This window comes from Bacillus swezeyi (genome assembly GCF_030908325.1).
GTDB classification, from domain to species: Bacteria; Bacillota; Bacilli; order Bacillales; family Bacillaceae; genus Bacillus; species Bacillus swezeyi.
In genome coordinates this window covers 3,183,013-3,202,829 of record NZ_CP133085.1, presented here as the reverse complement: position 1 = coordinate 3,202,829, position 19,817 = coordinate 3,183,013, and the positions used below count along the sequence as shown (strand labels likewise).

Here is a 19,817-nt window from a genome sequence, read left to right as displayed (position 1 = left end):
TTTATTCTCAAATAACTGTCAAATTGTGCGGTTGATTTTTTTAGTCAGCTTCATCATGTTTTGTTTTTTTGATGAATGAATTGAATTGGTTTTCGAAACATGATGTTAGAGTTAAAGGGCTAGAGGTGTTAACTCGTTATGCAAATTTTTTAATTGTACAGGTGTTATGACAACTTGCCATATGTCTGCATGCTTAATGATTTCATGACCGGTTACGGTGTCTTGACTTTTTCTTTATTCCTTTTCGTTGTGGATTGCGCTTGAGCCGATAGGGAGAATATTGGCAAGTTATGAATGTTTTCGTCGCCGAAATATTTGCCTGGACCATTCAACCCACTAAAAAAGCTTTCTATACCACGAAAAGAAATTTTTGTGCTTCAATAATAGGTAACTGAAAATTATGAATTGCCTTTGTACCAATTCATGCGATGTTTTAGTGAAAGGCTAAAACCTTGCCAATACAAGAAGCGATGTTTGGATATTTTGCTTGAATCATAATTGGGTTGTTCTGAGTTTGGATCGGCATGTAATTGGTATGCTCCCAATTATGGCTATTGCACCATTCATGCTCAATATACCAATTTGACATGGGCTTCATTTGCTGTTCATTCCATTGGGAATGCTCTTTTATGGATAATCCTTTTAATTGGCATTTAAAAAGACCAGAAAAACCAATTGAAAATGAGGACCTAGCCCTTAATGTCCTCCTTATAAACAGGGATAGTTGAGGTGATCTTCAAGTAAAGGTTTGGGATTTATCTTCCCCTAAAAATTCCCTTTCATCTTTTTAAAAGAATGAAAATGATAAGGAGTGTGATCAATTTTAAGGAGGATGTTTTATGACAAAACAACAGCAAAATCAGCAGCAAAAGCAAAAACAACAACAACAAAAACAAAAGCATGAGCAGCTGCTTGGAGTCAACATTACAGATACCGAACTTGCTCAAGAATTCGGAAACATACAGCAGCAGCTTACCCAGCTGGAGCAAACTGTTTCACAATTAGGATCTTCTCAGCAGCAAGGTCAAAGCGGCCAGCAGAAATCTCAATTGACTCAGGGAATCAATCAATTAAAGCAGCAAATTCAGCAATTCAGTTCTCAATCCCAACAGCAGATGCAGCAGACAGATCAGCAAATTCAGCAAAGCATTCAGCAAGCCGTCCAACAGCTTAATCAGGCTCTTCAAGGCATTCAAACAAACCAAGCGATGAACCAAATGAGCCAAGCGCTTCAGCAGGCTCAACAATCATTTAATCAGCAAGGCCAACAAGGCCAACAGCAGCAAAACCAAAATCAGCAATTCCAACAGCCGCTTCAATAATTTAAAAGGCTGAAAAAGAGCCGGCTCTTCCCGGCTCTTTTTCATAAATATCGGCGGTCATTCCTCGTTTTTGTCCTTTTCATCATGGGTCGGATGCGCCCCTGGGTATTGCCTTGGCAACCCTTGATGCAGATTCCGGAATTCATATGTGAAATTGCTGTAGTATTGCTGACCTTCCCGCCATGGAGTGCTTTTGTTTTCAACAGGCTCATCTTTGTCTGCCGCTGCTCCATAAGCCCCTTCCGGAAATTCCTCAGCTGTTAAGAAATTCCTTTGTGTTTCAACGTTTGACATATCTTCAGCATCTTTTCTCTGATCCATAAGAACACCCCGTTTTTAGCTATAGTGTTGCCCTGAAATCACGGGTGCTATGTGTTTTCATTTTATAAGCTGAAATATTCATTTTTTTGCGGGTTAAAATCGGGATGAAAACTCATTTATACCGCTTGCCAAAAACCTGACAAACATGCAGAAGATGAAGAAAAAAGGCTTTTTTTGTTTGCGGAAAAACAGTGTGAATCAAATGTTTTTTTAGATCTTCTAGGCCGTTCCGCCTCAGCTTTCGGCATGTATCTCCCTGTCTAAGTGCCCGCTAATTTTCGCTTTCTGACAAACATCTCATATCAGCAATGGTTTCATCTGTTTTCCAGATTGAAGGAGTATCTTGATGGTTGTAAAATTTACCATGATAGGTAATCTGCCAAGATGTAGTTTTCATTCATCTTAAAAGGGAGCTGAAGAAAGGTGCAAATTTTAGAAAGAGTCGAAGAAACGGATATCCAATCGGCAAGAGATTATGTGACAAAAGCGTATGAAACGGTTCGGAAGCGTAATCGTCATGAAAGCGAATTTCTTCAGGCTGTAAAAGAAATATTTGATTCGCTCGTCCCTGTTCTGGCCAGGCACCCGAAGTATATCGAGCATCGGATTCTTGAAAGAATCGCGGAGCCGGAGAGAATGATTGTATTCAAAGTTCCATGGGTTGATGACCAGGGCAATGTCCAGGTTAACCGGGGATTCCGCGTCCAGTTCAACAGTGCAATCGGTCCTTATAAAGGGGGCATACGCTTTCATCCTTCCGTGAATGCCAGCATCATTAAGTTTTTAGGCTTTGAGCAGATCTTTAAAAATTCTCTCACCGGACAGCCGATCGGCGGCGGAAAAGGCGGAGCAGACTTTGACCCGAAAGGAAAATCAGACAGAGAGATCATGAGCTTTACGCAGAGCTTCATGAATGAACTGTGTAAATATATGGGACCCGATACTGATATTCCCGCGGGGGATATTGGAGTCGGCGCCAGGGAAATCGGGTTTATGTTCGGGCAGTATAAAAAAATCCGCGGACGATATGATGCCGGTGTTTTAACGGGGAAAGGCCTGGAATACGGCGGCAGTTTCACACGAAAAGAAGCTACTGGCTATGGGCTTGTTTACTTCGTTGAAGAAATGCTGAAAGATCAAGGGCTGAGCTTTAAAGGCAGCACCGTTGTCGTCTCCGGATCAGGCAATGTGGCGCTCTATGCCATGGAAAAAGCAGCGCAATTCGGCGCTAAAGTCGTAGCCTGCAGCGATTCAGACGGGTATATATATGACAAAAACGGTATACATCTTGACACGGTGAAACGGTTAAAAGAATTTGGAAACAAAAGAATCAGTGAATATGTAGATGAGCATCCTGAAGCACGCTATTTTACAGGCTGCTTAGGGATCTGGTCTGTCCCGTGTGATATCGCGCTTCCGTGTGCGACGCAAAATGAAATGGATGAAAAAGCGGCGCAAGTTCTGATCGAGAACGGTGTCAAAGCGATCGGAGAAGGAGCGAATATGCCGTGTTCACAGGAGGCCGCCCGGCGGTTTTTGGATTCGGGTATTCTGTTCGGGCCGGCTAAAGCCGCAAATGCCGGCGGTGTCGCCGTTTCCGCGCTGGAAATGGCTCAAAACAGCACTCGGCTGCGCTGGACGGCGGAAGAAACGGATGCCAGGCTGCGCGGAATTATGACCGATATTTACAGAAAAAGTGTGAAAGCCGCTTCTGAATACGGCAGAGCCGGCTATTTGACCGACGGCTGCAATATCGCAGGATTTATGAAAGTGGCGGATGCCATGATCGCTCAAGGGGTTGTTTAATACTGAGCATGAGGAAAGGGGGAGAGTGTTCGGCTCTCCCTCTTACATTCTGTGCCCGGCAAACGATCGGGAGAATCCGTGCCCAATGCCGAAGCCCCCGAGAATGGGCCCAGGCAACACAAAACCGTAGGGGTAGTGCACGGTAATATGGCCCGGATGCAGGGTGGGATTGTACACATATGGCTGCTGGGATACGAAATATCCCGGAAAAAATCCTGGATACTGGCGGATTGAATATAGCCCCATACTCAAATCATACGGTTCAATTGTAATTGTGGCTGTCATGATATCACTCATTTCTTGATATTTTTAACATTTTATTACATTCTGGATAAATGGAGTCTGTACATGTTAGATGGCAAAAACCTTACTAGATAAAACATAAGGTTTCTTTTTTTGTGTGATAAAATATGACAAAGTTGTATGAAACACTGATTTAATTGTGTATCGTTTATAGATTAAAGAAAATATTTTAAATTGTTTTTATTTTTGATTTTCCTTATATATCAATAATGTAAGCGTATACAAGTAGATTGATTAATCTAAATTGTCTAATTATTTTAAAAAATACGGTTGACACTGCCTGTAAAGGGGCGTAATATGAGTTCAAACAAAAGAACAATTCCTTTTAAAACTTTTCATCTTTCCCGAGGAAGACAGCGGGAAAACGGGTTCCCGCATCACGATTTTTTACTCGTTTAAAGCGTTTATTTACAACAGAAAGGTGTGCTAGAGGGCATGGGGGACCAGAAAGACCAGTGGATCTTCCTAAACGACAAACTCGTTAAAAAAGAAGACGCTAAAATATCAGTCTATGATCACGGATTTTTATACGGGGACGGAGTGTTTGAAGGGATAAGGGTGTACGACGGAAATATCTTCAGAATGAAAGAGCATATGGATCGTCTCTATGATTCAGCAAGATCCATTCTGCTGAAAATCCCTTATCAGCAGGAAGAGCTGACACAATACGTTCTCAGAACTGTTGAAAAAAACGGGCTTAAAGATGCTTATATTCGCCTGGTCGTTTCAAGAGGGGCAGGGGATCTTGGACTCGATCCAAACAATTGTTCAAACCCGAGTGTCATTATAATTGTCGAACCATTGGCAATATTCCCGAAACATTTATATGAAACGGGAATTGATATCGTCACAGTGCCGACAAGAAGAAACCGGCCGGATGTGTTAAGTCCGAAAGTAAAATCCCTAAACTATTTAAATAACATTCTTGTTAGAATCGAGGCGCAGATGGCAGGAGTCAGCGAAGCGCTGATGCTTAATGACCAAGGCTATGTGGCCGAAGGTTCTGCGGATAATGTATTTATTTATAAAAACGGCAAGCTGTTAACACCGCCGGGGTATATCGGAGCGCTGGAAGGGATTACCCGCAATGCCATCATTGAAATAGCCGAAGAGCTCGGCTATGAAGTGAAGGAAGAGCCGTTTACCCGTCATGATGTTTATACAGCCGATGAAGTGTTCTTGACCGGAACGGCTGCCGAAGTCATTGCGGTTGTTAAAGTAGACGGCAGGCAAATCGGAGACGGCAAGCCGGGAGTTCATACAAACCGGATGCTTGAAAAGTTCCGCGAGCGTGTAGTGCGCGAAGGGGAAAAAGCAGACATCAAAGATCAAAGTTTAAGTGTCAGCTAAATAAAGATAAACGTAGAAGAGGATAAGTAGCAGCGGAAACGCCATCTGCAGAGAGCCGGAATTGCTGGGAACCGGTGGTGGCCTCCTCTGTGAACTCCCCTCTGAGTGTCAGCCTGAACAACATTTATGTTTAGTAGGGCCGGCCGGGTGAACGTATGAAGGTTTACTCGTTATTAAAACGGATAAGCGATTGTCCATAAGGCGGCTAAAAAAGCCGTGAACAAGGGTGGTACCGCGGAAAGAAAAGCCTTTTCGCCCCTTTGGCCTGCGAGGTGAGCAGCGTCAATTGGGGGCGGGAAGGCTTTTTTAGCTGTAAAAGCAGATTGGAAACCATGCTTTACGGCACATATACATTGCAAAATAACAAAATCAATCGTGAATGAGCAGTGATGAACATCACTTGACAAGGAGGAAGAAAAATGGGGACGAATGTACAGTTGGATGCAGAAAATGCCCAATGTACACAAACAATGGCTGGGGCGTCTATGCTGATTGAGGCTTTAAAACAGGAAAATGTTGAAGTGATCTACGGATATCCGGGAGGGGCAGTCCTGCCGATTTATGACAAACTGTATGGATCAGGATTGTTTCATGTGCTGACGCGCCATGAACAAGGCGCCATTCATGCAGCTGAAGGATATGCGAGGATTTCCGGCAAGCCTGGTATCGTCATCGCGACATCGGGGCCCGGAGCGACCAATCTTGTGACGGGTCTTGCCGACGCGATGATCGATTCATTGCCATTGGTTGTGTTTACCGGTCAGGTGGCGACTTCGGTTATTGGCTCTGACGCATTCCAGGAAGCTGATGTGATCGGGATTACGATGCCGATTACAAAGCACAGCTACCAGGTTCGGGATGCTGAAGACCTTCCGAGAATCATAAAAGAAGCGTTCCACATTGCGACAACCGGGAGACCGGGTCCCGTTTTAATCGATATTCCAAAAGACATCGCCGCAATCGAAGGGGATTTCAGCTATGACCATGACATTCACCTTCCGGGCTACCAGCCGACGAAAGAACCGAACTATCTGCAAATCAGAAAGCTTGTAGAAGCGGTCAGCGGAGCGAAAAAGCCTGTCATCTTGGCGGGTGCGGGCGTCTTGCACGGGAAAGCGTCAGAAGAATTAAAAAATTATGTTGAACAGCAGCAAATCCCGGTGGCGCATACGCTTTTAGGATTGGGAGGATTCCCCGCCGACCACCCGCTCTTTCTCGGAATGGCAGGGATGCACGGCACATATGCCGCCAACATGGCTCTGTATGAAAGCGATCTGTTGATCAGCATCGGCGCCAGATTTGATGACAGGGTTACAGGGAATCTGAAGCATTTCGCTAAACATGCAAAAGTCGCCCATATTGACATCGATCCGGCTGAAATCGGCAAAAACATCCATACTCATATTCCGGTCGTAGGAGACAGCAAGCTTGTGCTGGCGGAGCTGATCAAACAAAACGGCAAGCCGAGTGCTTCTGATGAATGGAAAAAACAGCTCGCTGGCTGGAAAAACGAGTACCCTCTCTGGTATGAAGAGAATGAAGAAGAAGGGTTTAAGCCTCAGAAGCTGGTCGAATACATTCACCGTTATACAAAGGGTGAAGCCATTTTGACAACGGATGTGGGACAGCATCAAATGTGGGCCGCGCAATTTTATCCGTTCCAAAAGGCCGACAGGTGGGTCACTTCAGGAGGCCTCGGAACAATGGGATTTGGACTTCCGGCAGCGATCGGGGCACAGCTTGCGGACAGAGAGGCAACAGTTGTTTCCATTCTCGGTGACGGAGGATTTCAAATGACGCTTCAGGAACTGTCTGTCATCCATGATCTGAACCTTCCGATTAAAGTCGTTGTCTTGAATAACCGCTGTCTCGGAATGGTTCGGCAATGGCAGGAAATCTTTTATGATGAACGCTACTCACATTCTAAATTCACATCGCAGCCGGATTTCATCAAACTGTCTGAAGCTTACGGCATCAAAGGTGTCCGGATCACATCTGAAGAGGAAGCAAAAGAAAAGCTCGAAGCCGCTTTGACATCGAATGAACCGATGGTTATCGATGTTCAGGTTGCACAGGCTGAGAAGGTGTTTCCGATGGTTGCGCCAGGAAAAGGGCTGCATGAAATGGTGGGGGTGAAACCTTGAAAAGAATCATCACGCTGACGGTTTTGAACCAGACCGGCGTCTTAAACAGAATAACCGGACTGTTTACAAAACGGCACTACAACATTGAAAGCATTACGGTGGGACACACCGAAACAGCGGGCATCTCCAGAATCACATTTGTCGTTCATGTGGCAGATGAAAAAGAGACGGAACAGCTGACAAAACAATTAAACAAACAAATTGACGTTCTGAAAGTCACAGACATTACGAATCAGTCAATCGTGCAAAGGGAGCTGGCGTTAATCAGAGTCGTTTCTCCTCCTTCAAACAGGACAGAAATAAACGGCGTGATCGAGCCGTTTCGGGCCTCTGTCGTCGATGTGGCGAAAGACAGCGTCGTCGTTCAGGTGACGGGCGAATCCAGCAAAGTAGAAGCACTTATCGAACTATTGAAACCATACGGGATTAAAGAGGTCGCCAGAACAGGCACCACGGCTTTTGCGAGAGGAACACAGCAAAAGCCGGCCTCTATTAAACCAATATCTATTGTATAAAACATAAAAAGGGAGAGATTGAAATGGTAAAAGTTTATTATAACGGTGATATCCAAGAAAACGTATTGGCAGGGAAAAAAGTAGCGGTTATCGGATATGGTTCACAAGGCCATGCCCATGCATTGAATTTGAAAGAAAGCGGAGTGGACGTCATTGTCGGCGTCAGAAAAGGAAAATCCTTTACAAAAGCTGAGGAAGACGGCCATCAAGTATTTACGGTAAGAGAAGCAGCGGCACAGGCGGACGTCATCATGGTTCTGCTTCCTGACGAACAGCAGCAAAAAGTATACGAAGCTGAAATTAAAGATGAGCTTCAAGCCGGCAATTCACTCGTTTTCGCACACGGATTCAACGTTCATTTCCATCAGATCGTTCCTCCGGCAGATGTTGACGTATTCCTTGTCGCTCCTAAGGGGCCTGGGCATCTTGTCAGAAGAACATTTGAACAAGGCGCCGGCGTTCCTGCACTGTTTGCGATTTATCAGGATGTAACAGGCGAAGCGAAGGATAAAGCGCTGGCTTACGCAAAAGCGATCGGCGGTGCGAGAGCGGGCGTTCTGGAAACAACATTTAAAGAAGAAACTGAAACAGATCTATTCGGTGAACAGGCGGTACTGTGCGGCGGACTGACTTCCCTTGTCAAAGCCGGCTTTGAAACGCTGACAGAGGCGGGATATCAGCCTGAGCTTGCCTACTTCGAGTGTCTGCATGAACTGAAGCTGATCGTCGACCTCATGTATGAAGAAGGATTGGCAGGCATGAGATACTCCATTTCCGATACGGCTCAATGGGGAGATTTCGTATCAGGTCCGCGCGTAGTCGATGAGAATGTCAAAGCGTCCATGAAAGAAGTATTGAAAGATATTCAAAACGGAACCTTCGCGAAAGAATGGATCGTTGAAAACCAAGTCAACCGTCCGCGTTTTAACGCCATCAACGCAAGCGAAAACGAGCACGAAATTGAAGTTGTCGGCAGAAAGCTTCGTGAAATGATGCCGTTTGTCAAGCAAGGAAAGAAAAAGGAAGCGGTGGTAGCCGGTGCGAAAAATTAACTTTTTTGATACAACGCTCCGTGATGGTGAACAGTCGCCAGGTGTTAATTTAAACACGCAGGAGAAGCTTGCGATCGCCCAGCAGCTCGAAAAACTCGGGGTCAATATTATGGAAGCGGGTTTTCCCGCTTCATCCCCTGGGGATTTCAGCGCTGTCAAAGAAATCGCGCAAACGATTCAAAACTGCTCCGTAACAGGGCTTGCCCGATCTGTCAAAGGAGATATCGATTCGGCGTGGGATGCGCTGAAAGACGGAGCCGAACCAAGGATTCATCTTTTTATCGCTACGTCTGACATCCATTTAAAATATAAGCTCAAAAAAACGCGTGAACAAGTGTTGGAACAGGCAGTCGCAATGGTGAAATACGCCAAACAAAGATTCCCGATTGTACAGTGGTCAGCCGAGGATGCATGCCGGACAGATCTTCCATTTTTAGCCGAGATCGTCAGTGAGGTGATCGGTGCCGGTGCGGATGTCATCAATCTTCCGGATACGGTGGGATACTTGGCGCCTGCCGAATACGGCAACATTTTCCGCTATATAAAAGAAAATGCCAGCAATGCTGATAAGATAAAGCTTTCAGCCCATTGCCACGACGATTTGGGAATGGCCGTCGCCAACTCTTTGGCCGCAATTGAAAACGGCGCAGACCAAGTAGAGTCTGTCATCAACGGCATTGGCGAAAGAGCGGGGAATGCGTCTCTTGAAGAAATTGCCGTCGCGCTGCACATTCGCAAAGACTTTTATCAGGCCGAGTCAACGATTCAATTGAATGAAATTAAACGGACAAGTGATTTAGTGAGCAAGCTGACCGGAATGGTTGTGCCGCGCAATAAAGCGGTCGTCGGCGATAATGCTTTCGCCCATGAATCAGGCATTCACCAGGACGGCTTCCTCAAAGAAAAAACAACGTATGAAATCATTTCTCCAGAGCTTGTCGGGGTCAAAACAGACGCGCTCGTGCTCGGGAAGCATTCAGGACGCCATGCTTTTAAAGATAAGCTGAATAACCTCGGATTCCAGTTTGGAGAAGAGGAGATCAATAAATTTTTCAGCATATTTAAAGAGCTGACAGGAAAGAAAAAGGAATTTACAGATGAAGATCTGATTTCCCTGATTCTCGAAGAAAAAGCGACAGACCGTAAAATCGGTTATGATTTTATTTCTCTGCAGGTGCATTACGGCACCTCACAGGTTCCGACAGCAACGGTTTCCCTAAAGGATCAGGAAACAGACCGGATCATTCAGGAAGCGGCGACAGGAGCGGGCAGTGTCGAAGCGGTTTACAACACGCTGAAGCGCTGTATGGATAAAGAGGTCCAGCTGCTCGATTATCGGATTCAATCCAACCGCAAAGGACAGGATGCATTCGCTCAAGTCTATGTCAGGGTGCTGATTAATGGAAAAGAATCAGGCGGACGCGGAGTCGCCCAGGATGTCCTTGAGGCTTCGGCAAAAGCCTATTTGAATGCGGTGAACCGTTATCTCGTGCTCCAGTCGAACACAGAAGGATTGGCAAAGCAAGCGGCTGTAGGATCATGACAGTAAGAAGGAAGGAGTTTGTTTAACTTGAAAAAACGAATCGCACTTTTGCCCGGTGACGGAATTGGCCCCGAAGTTTTGGAAGCGGCTGTTGATGTACTGAAAAGCGTTGCTGAACATTATCAGCATGAATTCGAATTTGAATATGGCCTGATCGGCGGATCGGCTATCGATGAAGCGGGTGTGCCTTTGCCTGAGGAAACAGTCGCCGTCTGCAAAGCTGCGGACGCCATTTTGCTCGGAGCGGTAGGCGGGCCGAAATGGGATCAACATCCTTCTGAACTGAGACCTGAAAAAGGGCTGCTGGCCATTCGCAAACAGCTCGATCTTTTCGCCAACTTGAGGCCTGTTAAAGTGTTTGAAAGCTTGGCAGATGCATCTCCTCTAAAAAAGGAATATATCGAAGGCGTTGACTTTGTTATCGTGCGCGAACTGACGGGCGGCTTATATTTTGGAAAGCCGAGCGAACAGTACGTCAATCAGGACGGCGAACAGGCAGCCGTTGACACGTTGTTTTATAAAAAAACGGAGATGGAAAGAGTCATCAGGGAAGCTTTCCGGATGGCAAAAGGGCGCACAGGAAAAGTCACATCGGTTGATAAAGCGAACGTCCTTGAATCGAGCAAACTTTGGCGAAAAACCGCCGAAGAAGTCGCCGGTGAATTCCCTGATGTCAAGCTTGAGCATATGCTGGTCGATAATGCTGCCATGCAGCTGATCTATGCGCCGAGGCAATTTGACATCGTCGTCACTGAAAACATGTTCGGCGATATTTTAAGTGACGAAGCATCCATGCTGACCGGATCGCTCGGCATGCTTCCGTCAGCAAGCTTATCAAGTTCAGGCCTTCACTTATATGAACCTGTGCACGGTTCAGCTCCAGACATCGCAGGACAAAATATCGCCAACCCGCTTGCTGCGATTTTGTCCGCTGCCATGATGCTGCGCACGTCATTCGGCCTTGAAGCGGAAGCGAAAGCCGTTGAGCATGCGGTCGATCAAGTTCTTCAGTCTGGAAAAAGAACGAAAGATCTCGCAAAAGGATCAGAGCACTGTACGACCCAATTGATTACAGAAGAAGTAAAAGCCGCGCTGGCAGACGACAATGCCATTTCAAACATCATGACCGCATACGTTTAAGGAAAATGGATATTGGTAGAGGGAGGAAAAAAGATGATGCCTCGTACGATCATCGAAAAAATTTGGGATCAGCACGTGATTAAAAAAGGGGAGGGGAAGCCTGATCTTTTGTATATCGATCTGCATTTGATACATGAAGTCACTTCGCCCCAAGCCTTTGAAGGGCTGAGACAAAAGAAAAGAAAAGTCAGAAGGCCTCAAAATACGTTTGCCACAATGGACCACAACATCCCGACCGTCAACCGGTTTGAGATTAAAGATGAAGTCGCGAAACGGCAGGTCAGTGCGCTTGAACGAAATTGCGAAGAATTCGGCATCCGCCTTGCTGACTTGTCAAGCGTTGATCAGGGGATCGTTCATGTCATCGGACCTGAGCTCGGTTTGACACTGCCAGGCAAAACGATCGTCTGCGGAGACAGCCATACATCAACACACGGGGCGTTCGGCGCGCTCGCATTCGGAATCGGAACGAGCGAGGTTGAACATGTTCTGTCAACACAGACGCTTTGGCAGCAAAAACCGAAGACGCTTGAAATCCGCGTTGACGGCAAACTGCAGCAAGGAGTGACTGCAAAAGACGTCATTCTTGCGATCATCGGAAAATACGGGGTTAAATTCGGCGCCGGCTATGTCATTGAATATACCGGCGAAGTGTTCCGAAACATGTCAATGGACGAACGGATGACAGTCTGCAACATGTCGATCGAAGCAGGGGCAAGAGCAGGGCTGATCGCACCTGATGAAACAACTTTTGAATATGTAAAAACGAAAAAATATGCGCCAAAAGGCGAAGAATTTGCGAAAGCCGTTAAGGAATGGAAGAGTCTGCGGACCGATCCGGGCGCTGAATACGATCGGACGATTGTCCTGGATGGAAGCGACATCTCGCCGATGGTGACCTGGGGTATCCACCCGGGAATGGTTTTGCCGGTTGATGAAGCGATTCCGGGACCTGAGGCTTTCGCACAGGAAGACGATAAAAAAGAAGCGCAGCGCGCATATGAATATATGGGGCTTGAACCATATAAAAAAATTGAAGATATTTCAATTGAACACGTCTTTATCGGCTCATGCACAAATTCGCGCATGACAGACCTCCGCCAGGCTGCCGACATGATCAAAGGGCAAAAAGTCGCTGACGGCGTCAGGGCAATCGTTGTTCCCGGCTCCCAGAGCGTCAAAATTCAGGCGGAACAAGAAGGTCTTCATGAGATTTTCATCGAAGCCGGCTTTGAATGGAGAGAATCGGGATGCAGCATGTGTTTGAGCATGAACAATGATGTTGTGCCTGAAGGTGAGCGCTGTGCTTCTACCTCCAACCGTAATTTCGAAGGAAGGCAGGGCAAAGGAGCCAGAACGCATCTCGTCAGCCCGGCAATGGCGGCAATAGCGGCGATTCACGGCCGTTTTGTAGATGTCAGAAAACATTATCAAGAGACAACAGCTGTGTAAAGGAGTGAAAAGATGGAGCCTTTAAAGACGCATACCGGAATAGCGGCGGTATTAAACAGAATCAATGTAGACACAGATCAGATCATTCCGAAACAATTTTTAAAGCGGATTGAAAGAACAGGGTACGGCCGTTTTGCTTTTTTTGACTGGCGGTATTTGGCGGACGGTGAGCCAAACCCCGAATTTGAGCTCAATCAGCCTGAATATAAAGGGGCATCGATTTTAATCGCCGGCGAAAACTTTGGCTGCGGTTCTTCCAGGGAGCATGCGCCATGGGCGCTTGACGACTACGGATTTAAAATCATCATCGCGCCGTCTTTTGCTGATATTTTCCATCAAAACTGTTTTAAAAACGGAATGCTGCCGATCCGCCTGCCCTATGAGACATGGAAAGAGCTTGCGGAACAGTACGAACATCAGCGTTTATCCATGACTGTTGATCTCGAAAAACAGTTGATTACAGATCACAGCGAAAAGCAGATTGCGTTTGAAGTCGATCCGCACTGGAAAGAAATGCTGCTGAACGGCCATGATGAAATTTCATTAACATTGCTTCTTGAAGATGAGATTGAACAATTTGAGAAGCATAGAAGCTCTTGGCTTTATGCATAAAAAAAGCTGTCCGATATTTTTCGGAGGCTTTTTTTGCTGAAAGTTGAAATGACGGAAAACATACTGTTATCGGTTCTTTCTTGTTTTTAGCTGGCCGGGTTGATACACTTGTTAAAAATAAGTGCCTGAAAGGAACTTAGAAATGAAGCATGACAAGAAAAACTCAAAGATCATCCCGTTCCCTAACGTAAAGGAGCGTTTAGTGCATAAAGGGATGTCTGCGCTCAAAGAAAAAAATTATCATGAGGCGCTGCAGCTGTTTTCAGAGGCGAAGCACTATGACGATGAGGAATCTGACATTTATCTGGGAATGGCCATCTGTCTTTTGGAAATAGGTGAGCTGGAGGAAGCAAAAGGAATTTGCGAAAAAATGCTGAAAGAGGGCCACGGACACTATTTTACCGTTCTACAGGTCTATATGACGATTTTGATTCAGCTCAGGCAGTATGAAAAAGTAAAAGAGACGATTGAAGCCGTTCTTGAGGAAAACAAGCTGCCTCCGGAAAGCGCTGAACAATTTTATAAACTGCTTGATTTCAGCCGCAAGATGACAGAGGACCCTGGGCCTGAGGACGTGATTGAGGATCTGCCGGAGACAGAAGAGCTCGATCAGGAGAGGCTTTTAAATGATACAGGAGAGCAGGTCAAGCTGCTCCATGGGCTTAAAGACCGCAATCTGACGAACTACATCGGCTTATTGAAAACGATCCTGCAAAACCCGAACGGCCATCCCCTCGTGAAAACGATGATCTTGCAGCTTCTGGACGAGTCAGACCATGATAAACCGACGCTTGTCACAAAATTTGGCGAATCGATGACAATTAATCCGAAAGAAACGGTCAAACCGGACGCCATGCCGATTTTAAAGCACGTTCTTAATGTGCTCGATGACACGCTGGGAAATGAAAATCCCTCGCTTTACCAGGCGGTGGAGGAGCTGTGGCGGAGGCATATTTATGTGCTGTATCCGTTTCAGCCGAAGTACTCAAACCGCGAGCTTTGGGCTGCCGCGCTTCATAAAGTCGGATATGAAATGCACGGCATTGACATTGATAAAGAGGAGCTTCACATTCTTTACGAATTCAATGACAGACAGCTTGATGAAGCTTGCGCGATGATCAAAGATATAGAAGAAATTTCTTATTTGTAAATGTTGAAAGCAGCAGGCATTGTGTTATAATATAGTGGTTGCATTTGTGAAAAACGGAAGCTGATTGCTCCGTTTGCCGCTAAAGATTCATTATTTATCTTTGTATACATAATGGTGGCTGTCAGAAAGAACTAAAAGCTGCCGGCGGACAGCAGCTTTCTATGGACGTAGCCGTTTGCTTGTTTTAAAATGGAAAACCGACACAACCTGAATAGATCTTGGAGGGAAACACATGTCAGTAAAATGGGAAAAGCAAGAAGGAAACGAAGGCGTTTTAACGGTTGAGGTAGATGCCGATACCTTTAATAAAGCCCTTGATGATGCATTTAAAAAAGTAGTCAAACAAGTATCCATTCCTGGATTCCGCAAAGGAAAAGTGCCGCGCGGATTATTTGAACAGCGTTTCGGCGTTGAGGCGCTTTATCAGGATGCACTGGACATCCTGCTTCCTGTCGAGTATCCGAAAGCGATCGAAGAAGCGGGCATTGAGCCTGTCGACCGTCCGGAAATCGATGTTGAAAAGATCGAAAAAGGCGAAAACCTGATCTTCACAGCGAAAGTAACTGTTAAACCTGAAGTGAACCTTGGCGAATACAAAGGGCTGGGCATTGAAAAAGACGATACAGCCGTAACGGATGAAGACGTTCAAAACGAACTCAAATCTCTTCAAGAGCGCCAGGCCGAACTCGTTGTAAAAGAAGACGGCAAAGTAGCAGAAGGAGACACCGTTGTTCTTGACTTCGAAGGATTCGTCGACGGCGAAGCGTTCGAAGGCGGAAAAGCGGAAAACTATTCTCTTGAAGTCGGTTCAGGTTCTTTCATTCCGGGCTTTGAAGACCAGCTTGCAGGACTTGAAGCAGGTGCTGAAAAAGACGTTGAAGTCACATTCCCTGAGGAATATCACGCCGAAGACCTAGCAGGCAAACCTGCAGTTTTCAAAGTGAAGATCCATGAAATCAAAACAAAAGAGCTTCCTGAGCTTGATGACGAGTTTGCGAAAGATGTCGATGAAGAAGTTGAAACACTTGCTGAACTGACTGAAAAAACGAAAAAACGTCTAGAGGAAGCAAAAGAAAACGAAGCGGATGCTAAACTGCGCGAAGAGCTTGTAACGAAAGCCGCTGAAAATGCAGAGGCTGACATTCCTCAAGCGATGATCGATACTGAGCTTGACCGCATGATGAAAGAATTCGAACAGCGTCTGCAAATGCAGGGCATGAACCTTGAGCTTTACTTCCAGTTCTCAGGCCAAGACGAAAACGCGCTGAAAGAGCAAATGAAAGAAGATGCTGGAAAACGCGTGAAATCAAACTTGACGCTGGAAGCGATCGCCAAAGCAGAAAACCTTCAAGTGACGGATGAAGAAGTCGAAGAAGAGCTTTCTAAAATGGCTGAAGCTTACAACATGCCTGTTGAAAATATCAAACAAGCAATCGGTTCTACAGATGGAATGAAAGAGGACTTAAAAGTTCGCAAAGCAATTGATTTTCTTGTAGAAAACCGTTAATATGTTTCATAATCATACTCTATATAAAACAGGGCGCGAATGTTTCGTGCCTTGTTTTATACAATTTTGACTTATCGGCTTTTCTTTGGGAAAGGATAGATAATGTCAAGCGGATGAACATACATATTGAATATGCCGGAAAGGCAAACACAACATTATCGCCTTTTTGGAAAGTGTGGTAAAATGCAATACATAATGGAACGAATGTTTACAGCGTATGTTTCTTTCTGGCGAAGAAACAGAATGACAAGGATATAAGGGGTGAAAGAATGTTTAAATTCAACGAGGAAAAAGGACAATTGAAATGCTCGTTTTGCGGTAAAACTCAAGATCAGGTACGCAAGCTTGTCGCCGGACCAGGCGTATATATATGTGATGAGTGCATCGAACTCTGCACCGAAATTGTAGAAGAGGAACTCGGTTCAGAAGAAGAAGTGGAATTTAAAGATGTTCCGAAGCCGAAGGAAATCCGCGAAATTCTTGACGAATACGTAATCGGCCAGGACCAGGCAAAAAAATCTCTTGCCGTGGCTGTCTACAACCACTATAAACGAATCAACTCCAACAGCAAAGTCGATGATGTCGAGCTCTCCAAAAGTAATATTTCCATGATCGGACCGACAGGAAGCGGGAAGACGCTTCTTGCTCAAACGCTGGCCCGCATCTTAAATGTGCCGTTTGCCATCGCAGACGCTACATCACTTACGGAAGCAGGCTATGTCGGGGAAGATGTGGAAAACATTCTGCTCAAGCTCATCCAGGCTGCTGACTACGATGTTGAAAAAGCGGAAAAAGGCATCATCTACATCGATGAAATTGATAAAGTCGCGAGAAAATCCGAGAACCCTTCCATTACACGCGATGTGTCTGGCGAAGGCGTTCAGCAGGCGCTGCTTAAAATTCTTGAAGGTACGGTTGCAAGCGTTCCCCCGCAAGGAGGAAGAAAGCATCCTCATCAAGAGTTTATTCAGATTGACACGACCAACATCCTGTTCATTTGCGGCGGGGCGTTTGACGGAATTGAACAAATCATCAAGCGCCGTCTCGGACAGAAGGTCATCGGCTTCGGCTCTGACAACAAGCATGAAGACCTTGAAAAAGAAGTGCTGCTCTCAAAAGTGCTTCCTGAAGACTTGCTTCGTTTCGGGCTGATACCAGAATTCATCGGCCGTCTTCCGATTATTGCCAGCCTTGAGCCGCTAGATGAAAAAGCATTGGTTGAAATTTTAACAAAACCGAAAAATGCACTTGTGAAGCAGTATTCGAAAATGCTTGAACTGGATAATGTCGAGCTTGTTTTTGAAGATGAGGCTCTTACAGAAATCGCCAAAAAAGCAATCGAACGCAAAACAGGTGCGCGCGGACTTCGTTCCATTATCGAAGGAATTATGCTTGACGTGATGTTTGATCTGCCGTCACGCGAAGACATTGAAAAATGCGTGATCACGGGCCAAACCGTCACCGACGGCGAACCGCCGCGTCTGATTCTGAAAGACGGCACTGTCGTCAATAAAGATAAAAAAACATCCGCTTAAGTTTAAAACCCCCTGAGTTCCAGGGGGTTTTGTCATTCTTTCAGCGTGACCCGAAACCTTTGCAGTCTAGGAAGGACGAGCATCGGGCTTTCACAGGATGCGATGACGACGGTGTTCGGACAGAACGTCCGTCGTTCCTTACTTTTAGATGTGGTAACAGCGGCGTTCAGGCAGGACGCTTGAGCGATTAGCCGCCGTTCCTTCCTTAAATGTGAGCACCGACTTAGCAGGCCTGACAACGAATGCGAGGGTTTGTCGACACGCTGAAACCCTCTCAGTTCCAGGGGGTTTTTCTTTAGCAAAATTATCCCCTTCTTTACGTTTATTCCCTCTCTGTTCAGGAAATACTAACTGACATACTCAGATACGAAACCATTTCAGGAGGGACCATCAGTTGAGCTGGACTAGCATTGCACTTTTTGTACAATTATTTTTCGGGATTATCATCGGTTTATATTTTTGGAATTTGCTTAAAAACCAACGAACGCAAAAGGTTACGATAGACAGAGAGTCCAAAAAAGAGATGGAACAGCTCCGGAAAATGAGATCAATCCATTTATCAGAACCCTTATCAGAAAAGGTAAGGCCGGCAAACTTTAAGGACATTGTCGGCCAGGAGGACGGAATTAAAGCGCTGAAAGCTGCTCTTTGCGGACCGAATCCGCAGCACGTGATCATCTACGGTCCTCCCGGGGTGGGAAAAACCGCAGCCGCGCGGCTTGTTTTGGAAGAAGCGAAAAAAAATAAGCGTTCTCCATTTCAAGAAAACTCCGTTTTTGTAGAGCTTGACGCGACAACGGCCCGTTTTGACGAACGCGGAATCGCCGATCCTTTGATCGGTTCGGTCCATGACCCGATTTACCAGGGAGCTGGTGCGATGGGGCAGGCTGGGATTCCGCAGCCGAAGCAAGGCGCTGTCACACATGCTCATGGGGGTGTTTTATTTATCGATGAAATCGGAGAGCTTCATCCGATTCAAATGAATAAAATGCTGAAGGTGCTTGAAGACCGAAAAGTGTTTTTGGAAAGTGCTTATTACAGTGAAGAAAACACGCAGATTCCAAAGCATATCCATGATATCTTTCAAAACGGACTGCCGGCGGATTTCCGGCTGATCGGAGCGACGACGAGAATGCCTGATGAAATCCCGCCAGCGATACGTTCGCGATGCTTGGAAGTGTTTTTCCGAGACCTTGAAAAGCACGAATTGAAAACGGTGGCCAAAAAAGCGGCAGAAAAAATTCAAAAACAAGTCTCAAAAGAAGGGCTTGACCTCCTGACATGTTATGCGAGAAACGGCCGCGAAGTCGTCAATATGATGCAGATCGCCGCCGGTATGGCATTGACGGAAGAACGCGACCATGTAACCCTCGAAGATATCGAATGGGTCATTCATTCAAGCCAGCTGACACCGAAATATGAACAAAAAATCGCTCCGAAACCTCAAGTCGGCATTGTCAACGGCCTTGCCGTCCACGGTCCGAACAGCGGATCGCTGCTGGAGATTGAAGTAACCGTCAATCAGGCGGCAGATAACGGAACGATTAATATTACAGGTATTGCAGAGGAAGAAAATATCGGCAACCAGTCAAAATCGATCCGCAGAAAAAGCATGGCGAAAGGCTCTCTTGAAAATGTCATGACCGTTCTGCGGACAATGGGAGTGAAAGCCTCCGATTATGACATACATATCAATTTTCCGGGCGGAATTCCGGTTGACGGACCATCTGCGGGGATTGCGATGGCGGCGGGGATTTTCTCAGCCATTCATAAAATTCCGATTGACCATACGATCGCTATGACTGGGGAAATCAGTCTGCACGGCCGTGTGAAGCCGATCGGCGGCGTGATTCCGAAAATAAAAGCGGCCAAACATGCGGGTGCTAAAACCGTCATCATTCCGCATGAAAACGTCCAGTCGATCTTAAAACAGATTGAAGGGGTCCATATCATTCCCGTCAAAACGATGCAGGAAGTGCTTGACCTCGCATTGGTGAACCCGCCTACAGAAATGCCGGACGGGGCTCAAATCAAAAAAGAATCTGTATAATCCTCATCATGATCA

At 46.0% G+C, this 19,817-nt stretch carries 15 protein-coding genes and 1 other annotated feature; of the genes, 14 read left to right on the top strand and 1 reads right to left on the bottom strand.

Annotated features, from left to right (window positions below):
* Positions 1-839: 839 nt before the first annotated feature.
* A complete protein-coding gene (locus RBH91_RS15855; RefSeq protein WP_307892179.1) occupies positions 840-1,322 on the top strand; it encodes a hypothetical protein in 483 nt (160 codons plus the stop codon).
* A gap of 57 nt (positions 1,323-1,379) precedes the next feature.
* Here RBH91_RS15855 and RBH91_RS15850 read toward each other — a convergent pair whose 3' ends face one another.
* Positions 1,380-1,643 carry a hypothetical protein gene (locus tag RBH91_RS15850; protein WP_307892178.1) on the bottom strand — a complete coding sequence of 88 codons (264 nt, stop codon included), beginning with the start codon at positions 1,641-1,643 and terminating at the stop codon, positions 1,380-1,382.
* A gap of 423 nt (positions 1,644-2,066) precedes the next feature.
* On the opposite strand from RBH91_RS15850, the gene gdhA reads away from it, so the two are divergent.
* The 13 genes from gdhA (at position 2,067) to lonB (ending at position 19,802) form a co-directional block, all read left to right on the top strand.
* The gene (gene gdhA / locus RBH91_RS15845) at positions 2,067-3,449 is read left to right on the top strand and encodes an NADP-specific glutamate dehydrogenase (protein ID WP_307892177.1); all 1,383 of its coding nucleotides are present in this window, start codon (positions 2,067-2,069) and stop codon (positions 3,447-3,449) included.
* A gap of 738 nt (positions 3,450-4,187) precedes the next feature.
* Positions 4,188-5,102 (top strand): branched-chain-amino-acid transaminase, encoded by a 915-nt coding sequence (gene ilvE / locus RBH91_RS15840; protein ID WP_076763069.1) that lies wholly within the window; start codon positions 4,188-4,190, stop codon positions 5,100-5,102.
* A gap of 4 nt (positions 5,103-5,106) precedes the next feature.
* Positions 5,107-5,365: a binding site (T-box leader), on the top strand.
* Between the two features lie 156 nt (positions 5,366-5,521).
* Positions 5,522-7,246 carry an acetolactate synthase large subunit gene (gene ilvB / locus RBH91_RS15835; RefSeq protein WP_307892176.1) on the top strand — a complete coding sequence of 575 codons (1,725 nt, stop codon included), beginning with the start codon at positions 5,522-5,524 and terminating at the stop codon, positions 7,244-7,246.
* Complete coding sequence (gene ilvN / locus RBH91_RS15830; protein ID WP_076763065.1) at positions 7,243-7,761, top strand: acetolactate synthase small subunit; 519 nt, start codon at positions 7,243-7,245, stop codon at positions 7,759-7,761. Before ilvB ends, ilvN begins: the two co-directional genes overlap by 4 nt.
* A 23-nt stretch (positions 7,762-7,784) precedes the next feature.
* Positions 7,785-8,813 carry a ketol-acid reductoisomerase gene (ilvC, locus tag RBH91_RS15825; RefSeq protein WP_076763063.1) on the top strand — a complete coding sequence of 343 codons (1,029 nt, stop codon included), beginning with the start codon at positions 7,785-7,787 and terminating at the stop codon, positions 8,811-8,813.
* The gene (locus RBH91_RS15820) at positions 8,800-10,356 is read left to right on the top strand and encodes a 2-isopropylmalate synthase (protein ID WP_307892175.1); all 1,557 of its coding nucleotides are present in this window, start codon (positions 8,800-8,802) and stop codon (positions 10,354-10,356) included. The genes ilvC and RBH91_RS15820 overlap by 14 nt, the downstream gene beginning before the upstream one ends.
* Before the next feature lie 27 nt (positions 10,357-10,383).
* Positions 10,384-11,496 (top strand): 3-isopropylmalate dehydrogenase, encoded by a 1,113-nt coding sequence (leuB, locus tag RBH91_RS15815; protein ID WP_307892174.1) that lies wholly within the window; start codon positions 10,384-10,386, stop codon positions 11,494-11,496.
* 33 nt (positions 11,497-11,529) lie between these two features.
* Positions 11,530-12,948 carry a 3-isopropylmalate dehydratase large subunit gene (gene leuC / locus RBH91_RS15810; protein ID WP_307892173.1) on the top strand — a complete coding sequence of 473 codons (1,419 nt, stop codon included), beginning with the start codon at positions 11,530-11,532 and terminating at the stop codon, positions 12,946-12,948.
* A gap of 12 nt (positions 12,949-12,960) precedes the next feature.
* Positions 12,961-13,560 (top strand): 3-isopropylmalate dehydratase small subunit, encoded by a 600-nt coding sequence (gene leuD, locus RBH91_RS15805; RefSeq protein ID WP_307892172.1) that lies wholly within the window; start codon positions 12,961-12,963, stop codon positions 13,558-13,560.
* 142 nt (positions 13,561-13,702) lie between these two features.
* Positions 13,703-14,710: a DNA damage checkpoint antagonist DdcA gene (gene ddcA, locus RBH91_RS15800; RefSeq protein ID WP_307892171.1), complete on the top strand. Its 1,008-nt coding sequence runs from the start codon at positions 13,703-13,705 to the stop codon at positions 14,708-14,710.
* 232 nt (positions 14,711-14,942) lie between these two features.
* Positions 14,943-16,217, top strand: coding sequence for a trigger factor (gene tig / locus RBH91_RS15795; RefSeq protein ID WP_307892170.1), 1,275 nt, complete (start codon positions 14,943-14,945; stop codon positions 16,215-16,217).
* Between the two features lie 269 nt (positions 16,218-16,486).
* Positions 16,487-17,752, top strand: coding sequence for an ATP-dependent protease ATP-binding subunit ClpX (gene clpX, locus RBH91_RS15790; protein ID WP_076763048.1), 1,266 nt, complete (start codon positions 16,487-16,489; stop codon positions 17,750-17,752).
* Between the two features lie 394 nt (positions 17,753-18,146).
* Positions 18,147-19,802, top strand: coding sequence for an ATP-dependent protease LonB (gene lonB / locus RBH91_RS15785; RefSeq protein ID WP_076763046.1), 1,656 nt, complete (start codon positions 18,147-18,149; stop codon positions 19,800-19,802).
* Positions 19,803-19,817 lie beyond the last annotated feature (15 nt).

Bases quoted from the DNA above. Each gene is read 5' to 3' on its own strand.
- RBH91_RS15855 (WP_307892179.1), top strand. From the start codon at position 840: ATGACAAAACAACAGCAAAATCAGCAGCAAAAGCAAAAACAACAACAA.
- RBH91_RS15850 (WP_307892178.1), bottom strand. From the start codon at position 1,643: ATGGATCAGAGAAAAGATGCTGAAGATATGTCAAACGTTGAAACACAA.
- ilvE (WP_076763069.1), top strand. From the start codon at position 4,188: ATGGGGGACCAGAAAGACCAGTGGATCTTCCTAAACGACAAACTCGTT.
- ilvB (WP_307892176.1), top strand. From the start codon at position 5,522: ATGGGGACGAATGTACAGTTGGATGCAGAAAATGCCCAATGTACACAA.
- ilvC (WP_076763063.1), top strand. From the start codon at position 7,785: ATGGTAAAAGTTTATTATAACGGTGATATCCAAGAAAACGTATTGGCA.
- leuC (WP_307892173.1), top strand. From the start codon at position 11,530: ATGATGCCTCGTACGATCATCGAAAAAATTTGGGATCAGCACGTGATT.
- leuD (WP_307892172.1), top strand. From the start codon at position 12,961: ATGGAGCCTTTAAAGACGCATACCGGAATAGCGGCGGTATTAAACAGA.
- ddcA (WP_307892171.1), top strand. From the start codon at position 13,703: ATGAAGCATGACAAGAAAAACTCAAAGATCATCCCGTTCCCTAACGTA.
- tig (WP_307892170.1), top strand. From the start codon at position 14,943: ATGTCAGTAAAATGGGAAAAGCAAGAAGGAAACGAAGGCGTTTTAACG.
- clpX (WP_076763048.1), top strand. From the start codon at position 16,487: ATGTTTAAATTCAACGAGGAAAAAGGACAATTGAAATGCTCGTTTTGC.